Origin of the sequence: Sinorhizobium terangae (assembly GCF_009601505.1) — a bacterium.
GTDB classification, from domain to species: Bacteria; Pseudomonadota; Alphaproteobacteria; order Rhizobiales; family Rhizobiaceae; genus Sinorhizobium; species Sinorhizobium terangae.
The window spans coordinates 343,404-360,900 of sequence record NZ_WITC01000036.1; the positions used below are offsets into that span (position 1 = coordinate 343,404).

Here is a 17,497-nt window from a genome sequence, read left to right on the forward strand (position 1 = left end):
AAGTCAAATCCGGCTCGGTTCGTCGCCTTGTCAGGCGGTGACGCCGACGGTCTTTGACTGGTGGATTTCAATCAGCGAAGGACCTGACCGCGCAGCGGCCTCAGAGAGCGCGCGCGGCAGATCGCGGACATCGGCCAGCCGCTCCGCCGGGACGCCATAGGCCCCGGCGGTCATGAGAAAGTCCGGAGCAGAGGGCTTCACGCCTTCCGGGGTGATACCGGAGCCGACCATGTAGGACTCGATTTCCTGATAGCCGTCATTGTTCCAGACGAGGAAGATCACCCTCGCCGCGGCATCGACCGCCGAGCCGATCTCGGCCAGCGAAAACTGGAAGCCGCCGTCGCCGACGAGGCAGACGACAGGCTTGCCGCGATCCGCCACGGCCGCGCCGACCGCCGCCGGTGGTGCATAACCCAGCGCCCCGTAACCGGTCGCCGAATTGAACCAACTCCGTTGCCGCGGCGCATCGCAATAGAGGTTGCCGGCGTAGACGGCCTGCGTGGAATCCCCGACGATCGTGCAATCCGAAAGCACCCGATAGATCATGTCGATCACGGCCACTTCCGCACACATCTTGGCGGACAATTCCTTCAGCGCCGCCTTGCGAGCCATTTCCGCACGCTCCGCGCCGTCCTTTACACCCACATGGCCGGGCAGAAAGCCCAGGATGCCCGCCGTCGCCATCTTCGCGCCCGACAGAATGGAAAGTGCTGCCTGCGGCCCGCGGGCAAGCTGCGCGGCATCGATGTCGGTGCGGATCAGATTGCGGAGTTCTGGAAAGCCGCCATCGGCGTAGAGATCGTAGTCCGTTTGACCCATCTCCGTGCCAAGCGCCAGGACCAGATCCGCCGCGCGCAGCAGGGCGCGCACGGCCTTGAGGCTCGGGCTCGCCGGCACCCGTAAGGGGTGGCCCGCAAGCATGCCGCGCGCGTTGACGGTCGTGACCACCGGCGCGCCGATCTGCTCGGCGAGTTGCCTGACTACCGCTTCCGCCGTCAGCGCACCGCCCCCGCAGAGAATCACCGGACGCGCGGCGTCGGCGCACAGGATCGCTGCCTTCTGCAAGGTTTCACTATCGGAGCGCGGGCGGGTTGCCGCGGCAGGCATCGCCGGCTTGCTCTCGATCCGCAGAGCCATAACGTCGGTCGGAATCTCGATGTGCACCGGCCCGGGCCGGCCGGAAAGCAAAACCGCAAAGGCCCGGTCCACCACAAGCGGCAAATCGGTGGGGTTGAGCAGCGTGTGGGAATAAAGCGCCAGCGTCTTCATCATCCCGTGCTGGTCGGGCAATTCATGCAGCAGGCCGCGGCCGTGGCCGAGCGAATCGCGACGGTTGACGCCGGAAATGACCAGCATCGGGATCGAATCCTGGCGAGCCTGGGCCATCGCCGTAATCGTGTTGGTAAGGCCAGGGCCGGTGATGACCAGCGCCACACCAGGCTTGCCGCTGACGCGGGCATAGCCGTCGGCCATGAAGCCCGCGCCCTGCTCATGCCTCGGCGTGACATGGCGGATCTTCGATGAGGCAAGGCCGCGATAGAGCTCGACCGTGTGTACGCCGGGAATGCCAAAAACGACTTCGACGCCGTTTGCCTCGAGGAGATCGACAAGGACCTCGCCTACGGTTTTCATTTCAGCGGTCATGCGCGGCGCTCCCTGCGGGCGGTCAGGCGCTCCGCCAGGGAGCTGATGCGCTGGCATGCTTCGTCGATATCGACATCGGGCACGGTGAGGCTCACGCGCAGGAAATTCTGCGCTTCCTCGCCGAAGGAAGAGCCCGGCATCACCGCCACGCCTTCCTCTTCGAGCAGCGCCCATGCGAAGGCCTCGCCAGAGAAACCCGTACCAGAGACGTCGATCAGCGTGAACATGCCCGCTTCCGGCGGCAGGACAAAGACGCCCGGCGCATCGGCAAGGCCGTCAACGATGCGCCGGGCGCGCCGCTTGTAGGCTTCACGCATCTTTTTCGCCGTGTCGATCTCGTGCGTCAGCGCATAAGCCGTCATGTCGGCGATGAAGGGCTGCACGCCGAAAAGCATGGTTTCGGAGATCGGCAGCAGACGATTGGTGAATTCGACAGGACCGACCGCCCAGCCGCTTCGGAAGCCGGGTGCGGCATGCGACTTGGAAATCGACGAGACGACCACGGTGCGCTCGGCAAGATCAGGATTGTCGAAGGGCGACGCGAACGCGGCATCGAAGACCAGTTCCTCATAGACTTCGTCGCAGACGATCCAGAGGTCGTGGCGACGGGCGACTTCGCCGATCGCGGCAATCTCGGCGGCGGTCAGCACCGCACCGGTCGGATTGTGCGGTGTGTTGAGGAGCAGCACGCGGCATTCCGGCGTGATGGCCTTTTCCAGGTCCTCCGCCCGCATATGGAAACCGAACTCGGGTTTCAGTGGGACGAGGACATAGTGGGCGCCGGTGGACCGGATGACGCCTTCATAGGTCGCATAGAGCGGATCGCCGACGAGCACGGCGTCGCCGGTCTCGACGAGGCCCAGCATGACGGCAAAGAGCGCCGTCTGCGTGCCCGGAAAGCACAGAACGTTTTCCGCGGTCACATCGGCCCGGCGCCGCCGGTATTTCTCCGCAAGAGCAGCGACGACGGACGGTTCGCCGCGCCCGTTCGAGTAGCGGTACCGCCCTGCATTCATGGCACGCTGGCATTCGTCAAGCAGTGAGCGGTCGGGCGGCAGATCCGGCTCACCGATCGTCAGCTCGATGATATCGGCCCCTTCCGCCTTCAGCTGGCGCGCGCGGATGTGCAGCGTCCATTTGCCGGAACCGAGATCGGCGAGACGTGAGGTGATCGACGCGTAGCGCAAATGTTTGCTCCGTTTTTCGAATTTCGATTTAATTTTCGATCGGCAGGCCGAGCACGGCCTCGACCGACGCCATGGCGATGCTGACCAGCTCGCCGTCGCGAAAGAGGTCGCCGGCCAGGCAGCCTTCGACCCAGAGCCCGTCTACCAGGCCGTTGATCGCAATCGCATAGCGGCGGCACGCTTCCTCGCTTGCGGGCCGACCCTTGGCGGCGAGGAACTCGCTCAGCAGTTCCTGCAAGGTGTTGCGGAAGGCGAGATATCCTTCGCGGTGAATCTCGGCGAGGATCGGATCGACCCGCACCTGGCTGATGAAGGCTGCCCAGAGCGAGACGCTGCGGCTATCGGCAACCGGCTCCGTGAAGTTGACCGCGATAAACTCTCTCAACCGCGTCGCAGGATCGCCTTCGACGTTCTGTGCCTTCTCTGTGAGAGAAGCGATGACGGCACGGTAGGCCTCCGCGACCATCTGGTCCTTGGATTCAAAATAATGGCGGACGAGCCCCGCGGTGACGCCGGCCCGGATCGCGATCTGCCGGACCGTCGCGCCTTTCAAACCGAATTCAGCGATACAATCGAGCGTCGCCTCGATCAGTTCCTGTCGCCGCTCGCCCTCGGGGGCGCGATGAAATGTGCGACGCGTCACTGCAGCCTCCGATACGCAGCGCCGCAAAACCAGATCGTCATTGTCAGCGAACCGGATAGGCTCATGCGTTGCTCCTGCGGTGATGCTCGTTCAGACAGCACGGCCAAAAAAACCGTGATGAAGTTATTATACGCTTGAATAATATCGGCACAAGTGCAACATTCCCCTCAATGAAACAGCGTGACAAGCCGAAGATGCTGCACGAGAGAACGACCAGGGGAACTGTTTTCATGCCTTCACGGAACGCTCTTCGAGCCACGGGAGTGGCGCGTCGATGACGAGTACGGCCCAGGCAATCGCAGTCACTGACCTGCACAAGCGTTTCGGGCCATTGGAAGTGCTGAAAGGTGTGTCGCTTACGGCTCGACAGGGCGACGTCATCGCGATCATCGGCGGCAGCGGCTCGGGCAAGTCCACCCTCCTTCGCTGCATCAACATGCTGGAATTGCCGTCGGCCGGACGCGTCAGCGTTCACGGTGAGGAAATCCGGATGAAGCCCGATGGTCATGGCGGGCTGATGCCCGCCGATCGCAAGCAAGTGCAGCGCATCCGCACCCAGCTCGGCATGGTCTTCCAGAGCTTCAACCTCTGGCAACACATGACCATTCTTCAAAACGTCATCGAAGTGCCGGTGCATGTGCTCGGCAAATCCAAGGCCGAGGCGATCGAGACAGCCGAAACATTGCTGCGCAGGGTCGGACTTTACGAGAAGCGCGACGCCTATCCGGCCTTCCTTTCCGGCGGCCAGCAGCAACGCGCAGCGATCGCCCGTGCGCTGGCGATCCAGCCGCTGGTGATGCTCCTCGACGAACCGACCTCGGCCCTCGATCCGGAGCTTGTCGGCGAAGTCCTCTCCGTCATCGGCGATCTCGCGCACGAGAAGCGCACGATGATCCTCGTCACGCACGAGATGAAGTTCGCCCGCGACGTCGCCAACCACATCGTCTTCCTGCACAACGGCGTCATCGAAGAACAGGGGCCGCCCGAGGCAATCTTCGGCGCGCCGAGATCCGAGAGGCTCAAGAGGTTCATCAGCTCCATTCACTGAATTCCGCAATGCTCAACAACCAAAAAAGGGAACAGCATGAAGAAGACATTGAAACTCCTGGCGGTAGCGGCCGCATTGTCGATCACCGGCGCCGTCGCGGCGCAGGCGGAAACGGTCAAGGTCGGCTTTGCCGCCGAGCCCTACCCGCCCTTTACCTCGCCTGACGCCAACGGCAATTGGGAAGGCTGGGAAGTCGAGTTCATGAAGGCGATCTGCGCCGAGGCGAAACTCGACTGCGTGATCACGCCGGTCGCGTGGGACGGCATCATCCCGGCGCTGACCTCCAAGAAGATCGACATGATCATCGGTTCGATGTCGATCACGGAAGAGCGCCTGAAGACGATCGATTTCTCCGACAAATACTACAACACGCCGACCGGCATCATCGGCACCAAGGGCGAGGACATCAAGCCGACGCCGGAAGGCCTTTCGGGCAAGACGCTCGGCGTGCAGGTTTCGACCGTGCATCAGGCCTATGCGACCAAGCATTTCGCCCCGGCCGGCGTGGAGGTCAAGGAATACCAGACGCAGGACGAGGCAAACCAGGATCTGGCCGCCGGCCGTGTCGACGCGGTGCAGGCGGATGCGATCGCACTCGACGCCTTCCTGAAGAGCGACCAGGGCAATGAATGCTGCGACTACAAGGGTGATGTCGCCCAGGATCTCGCCGTCCTCGGCCCGGGGGTCGGTGTCGGCCTGCGCAAAGGCGAAGCCGAGCTCAAGGAAAAGATCAACGCGGCGATCAAGGCGATCCGCGCGAACGGCACCTACGATACCTTCTCGAAGAAGTATTTCGACTTCGACATCTATGGCGGCTAAGCGTCTCGGCCGGCAGTCCCGCTGCTGCCGGCCGACGCTTTATAGCGCTGCGCACCCATTCGGAGCGCATGGTCGCTGTAACACCTTGATTGGCTGCATCTCTCCGGCTCGGCTCCGAGCTGGGGGCTATGCAGAAGGAGCATGAAGTCGCCATGGCTGCGGATTCCATCATCAACTGGAGCCTGCTTTCGCTCTCGGCGCCCGGCTGGGGCGGCGTATTGCTGCAAGGCTTTCTCCATTCGATTCAGATCGCGGTCGGCGGCTACGCGCTTGGCCTCCTGCTCGGCGTCGGCGGTGCCTTCGGCAAGCTCTATGGCGGGCCGGTAACGCGCGATCTTCTCGAATGCTACACCACCATCGTCCGGGCGGTGCCTGAGCTCGTTCTCATTCTCCTCCTCTACTATGCCGGGACCGACCTCTTGAACCAGCTTCTCGGCGCCGTCGGCTTCGAGGCGGTGGACATCAGCGGCCTGATGGCCGGCATCTTCGTCATTGGCGTCGTTCAGGGGGCGTATTCGACCGAAGTGTTGCGCGGGGCGATCAAGGCCGTACCCGCCGGCCAGATCGAGGCGGCGCGCGCCTATGGCATGTCGCCCGGAAAGGTCCTGCGGCGTGTCACCCTGCCTGCCATGCTGCCCTATGCCATCCCCGGCCTTGCCAATCTCTGGCTGATCGCCACGAAGGACACCGCCCTGCTCGCCGTCGTCGGCTTCAGCGAGCTGACGCTGGCAACCCGCCAGGCGGCCGGCGCAACCAAGGCCTATCTGCTTTTCTTCTGCGCGGCCGGCGCGCTCTATCTCGCGCTGACGCTCGTTTCCAACGTCTTCATCGGCGCGTTGGAAAGGCATGCCAGGCGCGGTTTCGTGGAGCAGCGATGACCAACGAAACAACCCACGCGCTCGATCACGCTGATTTTGGATTGAATCAATCCAAAATCACAAATGTGATCGATTCTAATAAGTTGGAGCGGGATGCGGGCGGAAAACCGCTTCACACTTTTCCTCATCCCGCTCTGGGCTTCACCCCCGAGGACCTGCCGAAGGGCGAGAGCTTCCTCAAACCGCATCGTATCGTGCTCATCCTCTTCGCCGCCGCACTCATAGTCGCCGTCGCAATCCTCATGCGCTGGGATTGGCTGCCGCGCTACCTGCCGAGGCTCGGCTCCGGCATCCTTGTCAGCATGGTGATGCTGTTCGCCACCTCGATTCTCGGTTTCCTGTTTGCCGTGCCGCTGGGTCTCGTCCAGGTCACCGGCCCCTGGTATCTCAAGGGCCTTGCCCGGATCTTCTGTACGGTCATCCGCGGGACGCCGCTGCTCCTGCAACTGTGGCTGCTCTATTACGGGCTCGGCTCGCTGTTTCCGCAATTCCCGGCGATTCGCCACTCGTTTCTCTGGCCGTATCTGCGCGAAGCCTGGCCGTATGGCGTCGCCGCACTCACCATCTCCTTCGCCGCCTACGAGGGCGAAGTGATGCGCGGCGCCTTTGCCGGCGTGCCCGCGGGCGAGCTGGAGGCGGCGCGAGCCTATGGCATGAGCCGCTGGACGATATTCCGGCGGATCTGGCTGCCGCGTGCGATTCACCGCGCGCTTCCGACACTCAACGGCGAAACCGTATTGCAGCTCAAGTCGACGCCGCTGGTCGCGACGATCACCGTCGTCGATGTCTACGCGGTCATCTCGAAGGTACGGCAGGAAACCTATCTCACCTACGAACCGCTGCTGCTGCTTGCTCTGATCTATCTGTGCCTTACGGGCATTCTGGTGATCGCCTTCCGCTATTTCGAAAACCGCATACCGACTCGTGGTGCCTGACATGAAGCTCTCCGCCGCCATCGACAACGCCCTGCCGGAACTGGTGGCGATCCGCCGCGACCTGCATGCGCATCCGGAATTGGGTCTCGAGGAGACGCGGACCTCGGCGTTCATTGCGCGGCACCTCGATGCGCTTGGCTACACGGTAACGACTGGACTTGCGAAGACCGGCGTGGTCGGCACGCTGAGGAACGGCACCGGGGGGCGCTCGATCGGCATCCGCGCGGATATCGATGCCTTGCCGATCCACGAGGAGACCGGTCTCGACTATGCCAGCACGACGCCGGGGTTGATGCACGCCTGCGGGCATGACGGCCATACGGCGATGCTGCTCGGCGCCGCCCGCGCGCTTGCCGAACGGAGGAATTTCGACGGCACGATCCATCTCATCTTCCAGCCGGCCGAGGAGAACTTCGGCGGTGCGAAGATCATGATCGACGAGGGCCTGTTCGAGAAATTCCCCTGCGACGCCGTGTTCGCGCTCCACAACGAACCGAACCTTCCCTTCGGCCAGTTCGCCCTGCGCGAAGGCCCGATCATGGCAGCGGTGGACGAGGCGCGGATCACCGTCCATGGCCGTGGCGGTCACGGCGCCGAACCGCAGGAGACCGCCGATCCGATCGTCTGCGGCGCCAGCATCGTCATGGCGCTGCAGTCCATCGTGTCGCGCAACATCCACCCCATGGACCCGACCGTCGTCACGGTCGGCGCCTTTCACGCCGGCTCCGCGAGCAACATCATTCCGGAGCGGGCCGAGATCGTCGTCGGCATTCGCTCCTTTGACCCCGCCGTTCGCGATGAGCTGGAGCGCCGCATCCGAATGATCACGGAGGCGCAGGCGACAAGCTTCGGCATGCGCGCCACCGTCGACTATCAGCGTAGCTATGACGCGACGATCAACCACAAGAGGGAGACCGATTTCGTCCGCGACCTTGCGATCCGCTTCGCCGGGCCAGACAAGATTGTTGATCTTGCTCGCCCGTTCATGGGCAGCGAGGATTTCGCCTACATGCTGAAGGAGCGGCCCGGCAGCTATTTCTTTCTCGGATCAAGAGTGACCGGCGACGAGAAACCGCTCCACCATCCCGGCTACAACTTCAATGACGACCTGCTGCCGATCGGCGCCGCCTTCTGGACCGAGCTCGCAGAGAGCTATCTTGCCGGATGAGCAACACTAGAAGCAGTTCTCAGCCCGAATCCAGCGTCTCAGCTTATTAGAGCCGATCACGTTTATGATTTTTGGGTCGATTCGGCCTAAAATCAGCGTGACCTAAAATGCATGCATGTAACGGTCAATGCGGGATGCCTTGTTTTGAGTGTTTGACAGCAACCAGACAGGTTCTCCGATCATGTTGTTGAGAGCAGCAACATCAGCGGAATCACACTGCGTGCATATGGCCCTTCCCGCGTGGACCAGGCTCGTTTGGCTCCCCCTCGTCGTTTTCATCCTCTTCCTGGCCGCGATTTCCTTCAGGCCGCTCCTGCCCATCGACGAGACGCGCTACACCAGCGTGGCGTGGGAGATGTATCTCAGCCAGGACTGGCTCAAGCCGCTGACGATGAACTTCGCGCCCTATCACCACAAGCTTCCCCTTCTCTTCTGGCTCATCAATGCCTCATGGGCAATTTTCGGGGTCTCTCGCTGGGCGGCAACGCTTCCGGTCGTGCTTTCGTCTCTGGCATGCGTATACCTTACGGTCGCTCTCGGCCGCGTGCTGTTCCCCGGTTTTCAGAGGCAGGGTGATCGCACGGCCATTATCATGGTCGCCGGCGCGCCCTTTCTCGCCTACAGCACTGTCATTTACTTCGACCTTACGTTGACCGTCTTCGTCTTGCTGTCCCTCATCGGCACGGTCGTCTATACGCGCGCGCGGGGTTGGCGCTCCGTGGTGCTTATAGGCGTGTCCCTGGGACTCGGTGTTCTCGCCAGGGGACCAGTGGCATTCCTCCACTTACTCTTCCCGATCTTGCTGGCACCGCTCTGGGCCAGCAATTTGAGGCAACCGGTGAGATGGTACCTCGGAATTCTTGCGGCCCTGGGTGTAGCGGCCGCAATCGTTCTCTGTTGGCTCATCCCGGTGCTGCAGCAGTCCGACGGCAAGTTTGCCTACGCGCTGCTCTGGATGCAGACCGTCGGGAGGGCGACCGGAAAGCTCGACGCCCACGTGCAACCCTTCTACTTCTATCTGCCCTTCTTGCCCGCGGCGCTTATCCCGTGGGTCTTCCTTCCCCGCTTCTGGAGAGGTGCTGCGGTGCTACGCGAAGGCTTATGGGAGACGGAAGGCATCCGGTTCCTCGTCTGCTGGTTCGTGCCCACATTCTTGTTGTTCTCCCTCATCAGCGAGAAGCAGCCGCATTATCTGCTGCCGCTGTTGCCGGCCGTCGTTCTTGCCATGGCCCTTTGCCTGAAGGAGGTCTCTACCCGGCAAATGGCGCAGGGCCTGGCGATCATGGTCGTCGCCATCGTGGCCGGCCAGGCCATCGCGTCGGTGACGATCCTGAAGCGCTACGATCTGGAGCCGGTGGCCGCCTATATGCGTGCAAATCGCGACAAGGACTGGGCTTTCGTCGAGAACTATCATGCCGAGTTGGGGTTCCTGGCGCGCCTTCAAAAACCGGTTGACGATGTCCCTCGGCATCGGCTTGCGCAATGGTTTGCCGACCATCCCGACGGGCGCGCCATCGTCGTATACCGGAACGCCAAGGACCTCGCCGGCTATCACTCGGTCTTGGACAATCCCTATCGGGCCAAAAGGATGGCTGTGCTCTCTGCTCAATGACAGGGGAGGCGGCGCGCGCCCAAAATGCCGCGGGCGAAACATTGCCGCAGTGTGACAACGTGGCGATCCGCCCGTCATTGACGTTTGGCAATATTGCTTCAGATTCAATCACACGATGAAATGACGGCTCCGGCTGACAGGCGGGCGCCTGGCTTTTCGGTAACGCCCAAGAGGATCACGTCGTGTTTGAATCCTTCGACGCAACCATGCTCGCCCGCATGCAGTTTGCCTTTACCGTCTCCTTCCACATCATCTTTCCGGCCTTCTCCATCGGCCTTGCCAGCTACCTCGCCGTCTTAGAAGCCCTCTGGCTCTGGAAGAAGGACGAGGTCTATCTGGAGCTCTTCAACTTCTGGAAGACGATTTTCGCGGTCACCTTCGGCATGGGCGTCGTTTCCGGAATCGTCATGTCCTATCAGTTCGGTACCAACTGGAGCGTGTTTGCCGACAAGGCCGGCCCGATCATCGGCCCTTTGATGGGCTACGAGGTCCTGACGGCTTTCTTCCTGGAAGCCGGCTTTCTCGGCGTCATGCTCTTCGGCCTGAACCGTGTCGGTCCGAGACTGCATTTCTTCGCAACCACCATGGTGGCGATCGGCACGCTGATTTCGGCGACCTGGATCCTGTCCGCCAATTCCTGGATGCAGACGCCGGCGGGTTTTGCGATGAACGGGGCCGGTCAGTTCATGCCGGTAGACTGGTGGGCGATCATCTTCAACCCGTCCTTCCCATACCGCCTTGTCCACATGGTACTTGCCGCCTATCTGACGACGGCGTTCGTCGTCGGCGCCTGCGGCGCCTGGCATCTTCTGCGCCAGACGGCACCACGCCGGGCCCGCACCATGTTCTCGATGGCGATGTGGATGGCGGCGATCGTTGCGCCGATCCAGATTCTCGCCGGCGACCAGCACGGGCTCAACACGCTCGAGCATCAACCCGCCAAGGTGATGGGAATGGAAGGCCACTTCGAAAGCCATCCCGACGGCGCGCCGCTGGTGCTGTTCGGCATCCCCAATTCAGCCGAGAAGCGCATCGACTACGCGATCGAGGTGCCGAAGCTCGGAAGCCTCATCCTGAAACACGATCTTGATGCGCCGCTTGCCGGACTCGACACGGTCCCCGCCGAATTGCATCCGCCGATCGCCGTGATCTTCTGGTCATTCCGCATCATGGTCGGCATCGGCCTCGCCATGCTCGGCATCGGGCTGTGGTCGCTCTGGTGCCGCTACCGCGGTACGCTCGACAGCGATCTCTGGCTCCACCGCGCCGCCGTACTGATGGGTCCTGCCGGCTTCGTCGCGGTTCTGGCCGGATGGGTAACCACGGAAGTGGGTCGCCAGCCTTACACCGTCTACGGTCATCTGCTGACGGCCAACTCGGTCGCGCCGATAGAAGCTCCTGCCGTTTCCGCTTCGCTTCTGGCCTTCATCATCGTCTACTTCTTCGTCTTCGGCGCGGGGACCTTCTACATCCTCCGGCTGATGGCGCGGCTGCCGCGCGACACCATGCCAGAGCTGGACGAGGGCCCGATCCGCGCGGCCGGTGTCGCACACGGCCCGGCAAGCGCCACATCCCATGGAGCGCATCATGGACTTTGATCTCCCACTGATCTGGGCCGCCATCATTGCCTTTGCCGTTCTGGCCTATGTCGTCCTCGACGGCTTCGATCTCGGTGTCGGCATCCTTTTCCCGCTTTTCCCCGAGAAGCATGATCGCGACGTGATGATGAACTCGGTTGCCCCCGTCTGGGATGGCAACGAAACTTGGCTCGTGCTCGGCGGCGGCGGCCTCATGGCTGTTTTCCCCCTTGCCTATGCGACGGTGCTGCCGGCGCTCTATGCGCCGATCATCGCCATGCTGATCGGCCTGATCTTCCGGGGCGTCGCGTTCGAATATCGCTGGCGCACCAAACGCGCCGAATTTTTGTGGAACTGGGCCTTTGCCGGCGGCTCGATGCTCGCCGCCTTCGCGCAAGGGATCGCACTCGGTGCACTCGTCCAGGGCATACCGGTCGAAAACCGCGCCTATGCCGGCAGCTGGTGGGACTGGCTGACGCCCTTTTCCATCGTGACCGGCATCGCGATCGTCGTCGGCTACGCCTTGCTCGGCGCGACCTGGCTCGTGATGAAGACGCACGGTGATCTCGCCGACCGGGCGCGCACGATTGCGCTCAGGTGCTGCTTTGCGACCGTCGGCGCGATGGGTGTCGTCAGCCTCTGGACGCCATTTCTCGAGCCGGTCTATCTGCAACGCTGGTTCGGCTGGCCGACTGCAATCTTCAGCGTCATCGTTCCCTTGCTCGTCCTTGGTTGCCTCTATCTCCTCATCAAGGGCATTCGTGACCGGTACGACGCGCAGCCGTTCGTCGCGGCCCTCGGCCTTTTCCTCCTTGGCTACATCGGCATCGGCATCAGTTTCTATCCCTATATGGTGCCGCCGTCGCTCACCATCTGGGAAGCGGCCGCGCCGCCGGAAAGCCTTGCCTTCCTGCTTGCCGGGGCGCTCGTGCTCGTACCGATCGTTCTCGCCTATACCGGCTATGCCTATTGGGTTTTTCGCGGCAAAGTCGATCCGGAGGAGGGCTACCATTGATGCGTGCGGACGGCACGGCCCGGAAGCTTCTCTGGTTTGTCGCGCTCTGGCTTGCAGGGGTGGCTGCAGTCAGCATCGTCGGCCTCGCGATCAAACTGGTGCTGGGCACTTAGCCTTTGTGTGCGCCTGATAAGGTGTGCTGCCGTCAGCGATAAAAGCCTCGCTCAAGTTTGAAGGCCTAGCGTCTTCATACACATCGGCGGGCGATCGTCGGCGGAGACAGGACCGCACCCTCCTCCCCGGCGATCACCCGCCGAGGTGACCACTCCGGGAGCCGCAGTGCCCAGCTCATGATGATTCTGGATCGAATCGATCCAGAATCATGGTAATCGTTGTAATAAGTTAGAGCGGGATGCGGGCAGTAAACCGCACACAATTTTCCTCATCCCGCTATGGCATGATTCCTTAAAGCGGAATCGATTTAAGGACAAAATCATGCAGCCATTCAAATTGCTAGAGCGCCCTTAGCGCTTCCGATTGGACGCGTGGCGCTGTAGGTCGCTGCGGTCGTTTTGCCTCTTCTCAGCCACGCTTCGCTTTGCTAGCAGTTCGGCCGCAACGAACCCTACGGCGCCGCGCGTCCTATCAGACGCCCAAAGGGCGCTGTAGCCTTTGAATCTCTGCGTGTTTTGTCCTTGGATCGCTACGATTCAAGGAAACATGCAGTCGGGCGGTTTCCGCCCCGCAGGAGCTGGACAAGCGATGCAGAAGACCCCCGCAGAATGCACGACAATGGCGGATGTGCGTGTCGAGATCGACCGGCTCGACCGCGCCCTGATGAAGCTGCTTGCGGAGCGCTGGGGTTACATCGATCGCGCGGCCGAGATAAAGCGTCCGCTCAAATTGAAAGCCGATATCCCGGCACGCGTGGCCGAAGTGCGGGCAAATGCGCGCAGGCACGCGAGCGAACTCGGCCTCGACCCCGATTTCTACGAGGGCATCTGGGCCCAGCTGATCGATCATGCCATTGCGCACGAACGCCGCCTGCTCGGCGAGGCTGAGGAGTAGCCCGCTACCTGACAATTGCCGCCATCGCAGCCGACACCGCGGTCCCGGCCAATTCTTCAGACCGCCTTGTCGTAGCTGTTCTTGCGGCTGAGATACCGCTCCCAGTCGAAGGCGCTCAGGACGATGTCTTCGAGGCTTGCATGGGTCGGCACCCAGTCGAGCTTCAGCCGCGCAAGCGAGGAGTCCGCGACGACCTGTGCGGCGTCGCCCGGACGCCGCGGTGCATAGTCTATACGGAAATCACGCCCCGACACCCGCCGCACCGCGTCGAGAACCTGCAGCACCGAAAAACCTTTGCCATAACCGCAATTGCTCGTCAGTGGTTCGCCGCCGCCTCTTAGATAGCCGAGCGCGTCCTTGTGTGCCGTAACCAAATCGGCAACGTGGATATAATCCCGAATGCCGGTACCGTCCGCGGTCGGATAATCGGTTCCGTAGACATCGACCTTGCGGCGTATGCCGAGAGCGGCCTCGCAGGCGACCTTGATCAGATGAGTCGCACCCGTAGTCGATTGCCCGGCGCGGCCGAGCGGATCCGCTCCGGCGACGTTGAAATAGCGCAGCACCACGTAGCGGAAATCATGAGCGGCAGCGGCGTCCTGCAGCATGATTTCCGACATCAGCTTCGAACGGCCATAGGGGCTCTCGGGACGCAACGTGGCTGTTTCCTTGACCGGGTCGGCAGTATCCTGAGTGCCGTAGACCGCCGCGGTCGATGAGAACACGAAATGGCGAACGCCGGCCGCGATCGTCGCGGCGACCAGCGTGCGCGTGTTCGCCGTGTTATTTTCATAGTAGGCAAGCGGGTCGGCGACAGATTCCGGAACGACCGCTGATCCCGCGAAATGGATGACCGCATCGATCTCGTTTTCCGCAAAGATCCCGCCAAGCAGCGTCCTGTTGCCGACGTCGCCGAAATAGAACTTTGCTTCCGGCGCGATCGCCCAGCGGAAACCTGTGGACAACCTGTCGACCACCACGACAGACTCGCCCGCATCGAGCAGCGACCACACCATGTGGCTGCCTATGTAACCCGCCCCGCCCGTTACCAATATCGCCATTGCCCGGTTTCCATCCCCTCAAAGATGGGGACAGGAAAGACGAGCTGAGCTTTCTGAATTGGTAAACTCGGGGCGCGCCCAGCGGCCTTCGCCCGATATTCTCGCGGTTGTAGTTAAATACCCATCTGCTGATTATCGAGAATTTTATACATCTGTACCGGACACGTGCCTTCAGCTTCCGCATGACTGGGCGTGAAGGGCGGTCATACATGCTCTTCTCACCTGAAACTCAGAAAATATTAAATTTTATTAAAAAACACACGCACTCACTAACGGATTCTGAAGTGGACATGCATTAGCCTTTCGAAATATTGGCCTTCCAGGGGGAACCACGAATGAGACGTGCGAAGTTCCATGCCCAATTGAGTCGATTGGCTCGCGACAAAAACGGCAATTTCGCCGTCCTCGGAGCAATCGCGATCGTCCCCATCATCGCCGCCGCCGGCCTGACGCTCGACTTCGTCGGTGCCTATCTCGAAGCCGAGAAAATGCAGGCTGCGCTGGACGCCGCCGCGCTTGGTTCCGTGCGAGCCTACGGCGAAGGCGCGGACGAAAGCGAAGCCTCCAAAGCGGCGGAGAAGTTCTTCTGGAGCAACTACGCGCTGCCGCAAGAAAACGTCGTCGACGGAGCCAATCTCGCGGACACACCCACGCAAGGCGCATTGTCCGTCGCGTTCACGCACAGCACGATCGAAGACGTCGCCGCAGCGGAATTCAGCTTCGACTATAAGCCGATGTTCCTGGAGCGCCTGCCGCTCAAAATCCGGCGCCAGGCCGTTGCGGCGCGCGCGGCCAGCGCGGAAGCCTGTATTCTGGCACTGCATAACACGGCCGACCGGGCATTCGAAGTCAGCGGCAGCGCAGCCGTCGATCTGACCGGATGCACCGTCATCTCGGACTCCAACGACGATCAATCGATCTATGTCGGCGGCACAGGCAAGCTCAAGGCGGAGTGTCTTTACGCCGCCGGCGGAATTTACAGTTCGCCGCTATCGGTCGAACTTGCTTGCGCCCAGGCGATGGAAGGCGCGTCACGCGTGGCCGACCCGTTCAAGAACAAGGTCCTGCCAAAAACATCGGCGTGGGTCGATCTTTCCGGTTGCGGACAGGACTTCATCGCCGGCGGCGGCGGCAATGGCGACTGTAACGGCACCGGCAAGACGCCTAAGAACAACAATGAGGGCTACGTCGTCACATTGAAGCCCGGAACCTATCACAGCCTGGACATCAAACGCGCCGTAAAACTCCTTTCCGGCAACTACATCATCGATGGCGGGCGTCTCGAATTCGGCAGCCAGGCCAATGTGACAGGGACCGGCGTCACTTTCTTCCTCATGAACGGCGCCGTGCTCAGCATCAACGGCTCTGCAACGTTCAATATCTCGCCGTCGCTCGTAGGCGATTGGGCCGGGTTCTCCATCGTCGCCGAGCATGGAAATGTGGAGACCGCGATCATCAACGGCAACAGCCGGTCGTCCTTGACCGGTATCGTCTACCTCCCCGACGCTGCTGAACTGCAATATTCGGGCAATGGCGCAACGAGCGGCGAGTGCATCCGGCTGATCGCCCAGGAAATCACCCTGACCGGTAACAGCACATTCAAGATGGATTGCACGACGGAGCTTGCCGACAAGAGCATCTACTACCCGGGCGCTATCCGGCTGGTGCGTTAGTCTCGCAGGGAATGGCCTGAGGACTGCTTCGGTCGAGCCGGGAGAATTCTACCGGCTCAATATGTAGCCGCTGAGGCGCTGGGCCGCCTCCGCTACTTGCGCCGGATCGCGCAGGAAGCAGGCGCGCATGAAGAGTGAACCGCCCTCGCCGAAGGCGGTTCCGGGCGCCAGTCCGACCCCCGTCTTGTCGACGATGTCGAGCGCCGCTTGCCGGGAATCAGTCACACCGTCGATCTTCAGGAATGCATAGAGCGCGCCATCCGGCTTCAGTGTTTCGACGCGATTGGTCGCGATCAGTGCGTCGCAGAGCAGATCGCGGCTCAGCGCGGCCTTGGCAATGTTCTCGTCGACAAAGGCATCTCCCTCATCGAGGGCCACAACCGCGCCGCGTTGCATGAATTGCGCAACGCCCGATGTCGAATACTGGATCAGATTTTCCAGCACCTGCCCCATCGCCGGCGGCGCAACGATCCAGCCGAGGCGCCAGCCGGTCATCGACCAGTTTTTGGAGAAGGAATTGACGAACAGGATCCGGTCGTCATCGTCCATGATGTCCAGGAACGACGGCGCTCGCCCGCCGGCATAGTAGTAGAGTGCATAGATTTCGTCGGCGATGATCCAGAGACCGTGCTTGCGCGCGAGCGTCAGAATGGCTCTGAGATCATCCTTCGTCGCGGTCCAGCCGGTCGGATTGGACGGCGTGTTGATGAACAAGGCCCGCGTTTTCTCGCCGATCGCGGCATCGAGGCTGTCGAGGTCGAGCTGCCATTTGCCATGCTCGAAACGAAGGGGCACGGAAACCGGCCGGGCTCCCGAAATCTCGGCGGCAGCGGCAAAGTTCGGCCAGGCGGGCGTCAGCAGCACAATTTCGTCGCCGGGCGACGTCACCGCCTCGATCGCGAGCTTGATCGCCTGCATCCCCGATCCCGTGACATAAAAATGTTCCGGAGACAGCGTCTTCTGGAACCGGCGCTGATAGTAGTGCACCAGCGCTTCGCGAAGCGGCGGGATGCCACGCTGCCAGGTGTAGAAGGTCTCGCCGGCCACAAGCGCTTCGGCCGCCGCCCGGCTGATGAAGTCCGGCGTGGCAAGGTCCCCCTCGCCCACCCAGAGCGGAATCACGCCTTCCCGACCGCGCGCATAATTCACAACCTCGACGATGCCGCTTTCGGGGGCCGAAAGAGACCGGGGGCTGAGAGTGTTCATGATCGTCATGTGGGGGCTCCTGC

General features: G+C 61.9%; 15 protein-coding genes. 10 read left to right on the forward strand and 5 right to left on the reverse strand.

The annotated features are described in order from the left end of the window. Positions 1-30: 30 nt before the first annotated feature. The 3 genes from GHK62_RS10020 to GHK62_RS10030 are packed head-to-tail and all read right to left on the reverse strand — an operon-like array spanning position 31 to position 3,474. Positions 31-1,644: a 5-guanidino-2-oxopentanoate decarboxylase gene (locus GHK62_RS10020; RefSeq protein WP_153438571.1), complete on the reverse strand. Its 1,614-nt coding sequence runs from the start codon at positions 1,642-1,644 to the stop codon at positions 31-33. Then, positions 1,641-2,831 (reverse strand): pyridoxal phosphate-dependent aminotransferase, encoded by a 1,191-nt coding sequence (locus GHK62_RS10025; protein WP_153438573.1) that lies wholly within the window; start codon positions 2,829-2,831, stop codon positions 1,641-1,643. The genes GHK62_RS10020 and GHK62_RS10025 overlap by 4 nt, the downstream gene beginning before the upstream one ends. Before the next feature lie 28 nt (positions 2,832-2,859). Then, complete coding sequence (locus GHK62_RS10030; protein ID WP_184108421.1) at positions 2,860-3,474, reverse strand: TetR family transcriptional regulator C-terminal domain-containing protein; 615 nt, start codon at positions 3,472-3,474, stop codon at positions 2,860-2,862. Between the two features lie 274 nt (positions 3,475-3,748). Here GHK62_RS10030 and GHK62_RS10035 point away from each other — a divergent pair, with 274 nt between their 5' ends. The 9 genes from GHK62_RS10035 to GHK62_RS10075 all read left to right on the forward strand — a co-directional run bounded on the left by GHK62_RS10035 (position 3,749) and on the right by GHK62_RS10075 (position 13,534). Then, on the forward strand, positions 3,749-4,522 hold the full coding sequence (locus GHK62_RS10035; protein WP_153438577.1) for an ABC transporter ATP-binding protein: 774 nt from the start codon (positions 3,749-3,751) through the stop codon (positions 4,520-4,522). Positions 4,523-4,558: 36 nt separating this feature from the next. Beyond that, a complete protein-coding gene (locus tag GHK62_RS10040; protein WP_153438579.1) occupies positions 4,559-5,341 on the forward strand; it encodes a transporter substrate-binding domain-containing protein in 783 nt (260 codons plus the stop codon). A gap of 152 nt (positions 5,342-5,493) precedes the next feature. Then, entirely contained in the window at positions 5,494-6,219 is a 726-nt protein-coding gene (locus GHK62_RS10045) for an ABC transporter permease (protein WP_153438581.1), read from the forward strand. 56 nt (positions 6,220-6,275) lie between these two features. After that, positions 6,276-7,154 carry an ABC transporter permease gene (locus tag GHK62_RS10050; protein WP_412766023.1) on the forward strand — a complete coding sequence of 293 codons (879 nt, stop codon included), beginning with the start codon at positions 6,276-6,278 and terminating at the stop codon, positions 7,152-7,154. 1 nt (position 7,155) lies between these two features. Next, the gene (locus GHK62_RS10055) at positions 7,156-8,322 is read left to right on the forward strand and encodes a M20 aminoacylase family protein (protein ID WP_153438583.1); all 1,167 of its coding nucleotides are present in this window, start codon (positions 7,156-7,158) and stop codon (positions 8,320-8,322) included. A 226-nt stretch (positions 8,323-8,548) separates the two neighbouring features. Further along, positions 8,549-9,934 carry an ArnT family glycosyltransferase gene (locus GHK62_RS10060; protein ID WP_234886851.1) on the forward strand — a complete coding sequence of 462 codons (1,386 nt, stop codon included), beginning with the start codon at positions 8,549-8,551 and terminating at the stop codon, positions 9,932-9,934. A gap of 182 nt (positions 9,935-10,116) precedes the next feature. Then, positions 10,117-11,532: a cytochrome ubiquinol oxidase subunit I gene (locus GHK62_RS10065; protein WP_184108420.1), complete on the forward strand. Its 1,416-nt coding sequence runs from the start codon at positions 10,117-10,119 to the stop codon at positions 11,530-11,532. Further along, entirely contained in the window at positions 11,522-12,526 is a 1,005-nt protein-coding gene (gene cydB / locus GHK62_RS10070; protein ID WP_153438588.1) for a cytochrome d ubiquinol oxidase subunit II, read from the forward strand. The genes GHK62_RS10065 and cydB overlap by 11 nt, the downstream gene beginning before the upstream one ends. 702 nt (positions 12,527-13,228) lie before the next feature. Next, on the forward strand, positions 13,229-13,534 hold the full coding sequence (locus tag GHK62_RS10075; protein WP_153438589.1) for a chorismate mutase family protein: 306 nt from the start codon (positions 13,229-13,231) through the stop codon (positions 13,532-13,534). A 56-nt stretch (positions 13,535-13,590) separates the two neighbouring features. Here the strand turns inward: GHK62_RS10075 and galE are convergent, their stop codons facing one another. Beyond that, positions 13,591-14,595 (reverse strand): UDP-glucose 4-epimerase GalE, encoded by a 1,005-nt coding sequence (gene galE / locus GHK62_RS10080; RefSeq protein ID WP_153438591.1) that lies wholly within the window; start codon positions 14,593-14,595, stop codon positions 13,591-13,593. A gap of 335 nt (positions 14,596-14,930) precedes the next feature. Between galE and GHK62_RS10085 the strand changes: the two genes are divergently transcribed. Further along, positions 14,931-16,268, forward strand: coding sequence for a pilus assembly protein TadG-related protein (locus GHK62_RS10085; protein WP_153438593.1), 1,338 nt, complete (start codon positions 14,931-14,933; stop codon positions 16,266-16,268). A 48-nt stretch (positions 16,269-16,316) separates the two neighbouring features. On the opposite strand, the gene GHK62_RS10090 is transcribed toward GHK62_RS10085, so the two are convergent. After that, on the reverse strand, positions 16,317-17,483 hold the full coding sequence (locus GHK62_RS10090) for a pyridoxal phosphate-dependent aminotransferase (protein ID WP_153438595.1): 1,167 nt from the start codon (positions 17,481-17,483) through the stop codon (positions 16,317-16,319). Positions 17,484-17,497: the final 14 nt, after the last annotated feature.

Bases quoted from the DNA above. Each gene is read 5' to 3' on its own strand.
- GHK62_RS10035 (WP_153438577.1), top strand. From the start codon at position 3,749: ATGACGAGTACGGCCCAGGCAATCGCAGTCACTGACCTGCACAAGCGT.
- GHK62_RS10090 (WP_153438595.1), bottom strand. From the start codon at position 17,483: ATGACGATCATGAACACTCTCAGCCCCCGGTCTCTTTCGGCCCCCGAA.
- GHK62_RS10020 (WP_153438571.1), bottom strand. From the start codon at position 1,644: ATGACCGCTGAAATGAAAACCGTAGGCGAGGTCCTTGTCGATCTCCTC.
- cydB (WP_153438588.1), top strand. From the start codon at position 11,522: ATGGACTTTGATCTCCCACTGATCTGGGCCGCCATCATTGCCTTTGCC.
- GHK62_RS10045 (WP_153438581.1), top strand. From the start codon at position 5,494: ATGGCTGCGGATTCCATCATCAACTGGAGCCTGCTTTCGCTCTCGGCG.
- GHK62_RS10060 (WP_234886851.1), top strand. From the start codon at position 8,549: ATGGCCCTTCCCGCGTGGACCAGGCTCGTTTGGCTCCCCCTCGTCGTT.
- GHK62_RS10085 (WP_153438593.1), top strand. From the start codon at position 14,931: ATGAGACGTGCGAAGTTCCATGCCCAATTGAGTCGATTGGCTCGCGAC.
- GHK62_RS10040 (WP_153438579.1), top strand. From the start codon at position 4,559: ATGAAGAAGACATTGAAACTCCTGGCGGTAGCGGCCGCATTGTCGATC.
- GHK62_RS10075 (WP_153438589.1), top strand. From the start codon at position 13,229: ATGCAGAAGACCCCCGCAGAATGCACGACAATGGCGGATGTGCGTGTC.
- GHK62_RS10055 (WP_153438583.1), top strand. From the start codon at position 7,156: ATGAAGCTCTCCGCCGCCATCGACAACGCCCTGCCGGAACTGGTGGCG.
- galE (WP_153438591.1), bottom strand. From the start codon at position 14,595: ATGGCGATATTGGTAACGGGCGGGGCGGGTTACATAGGCAGCCACATG.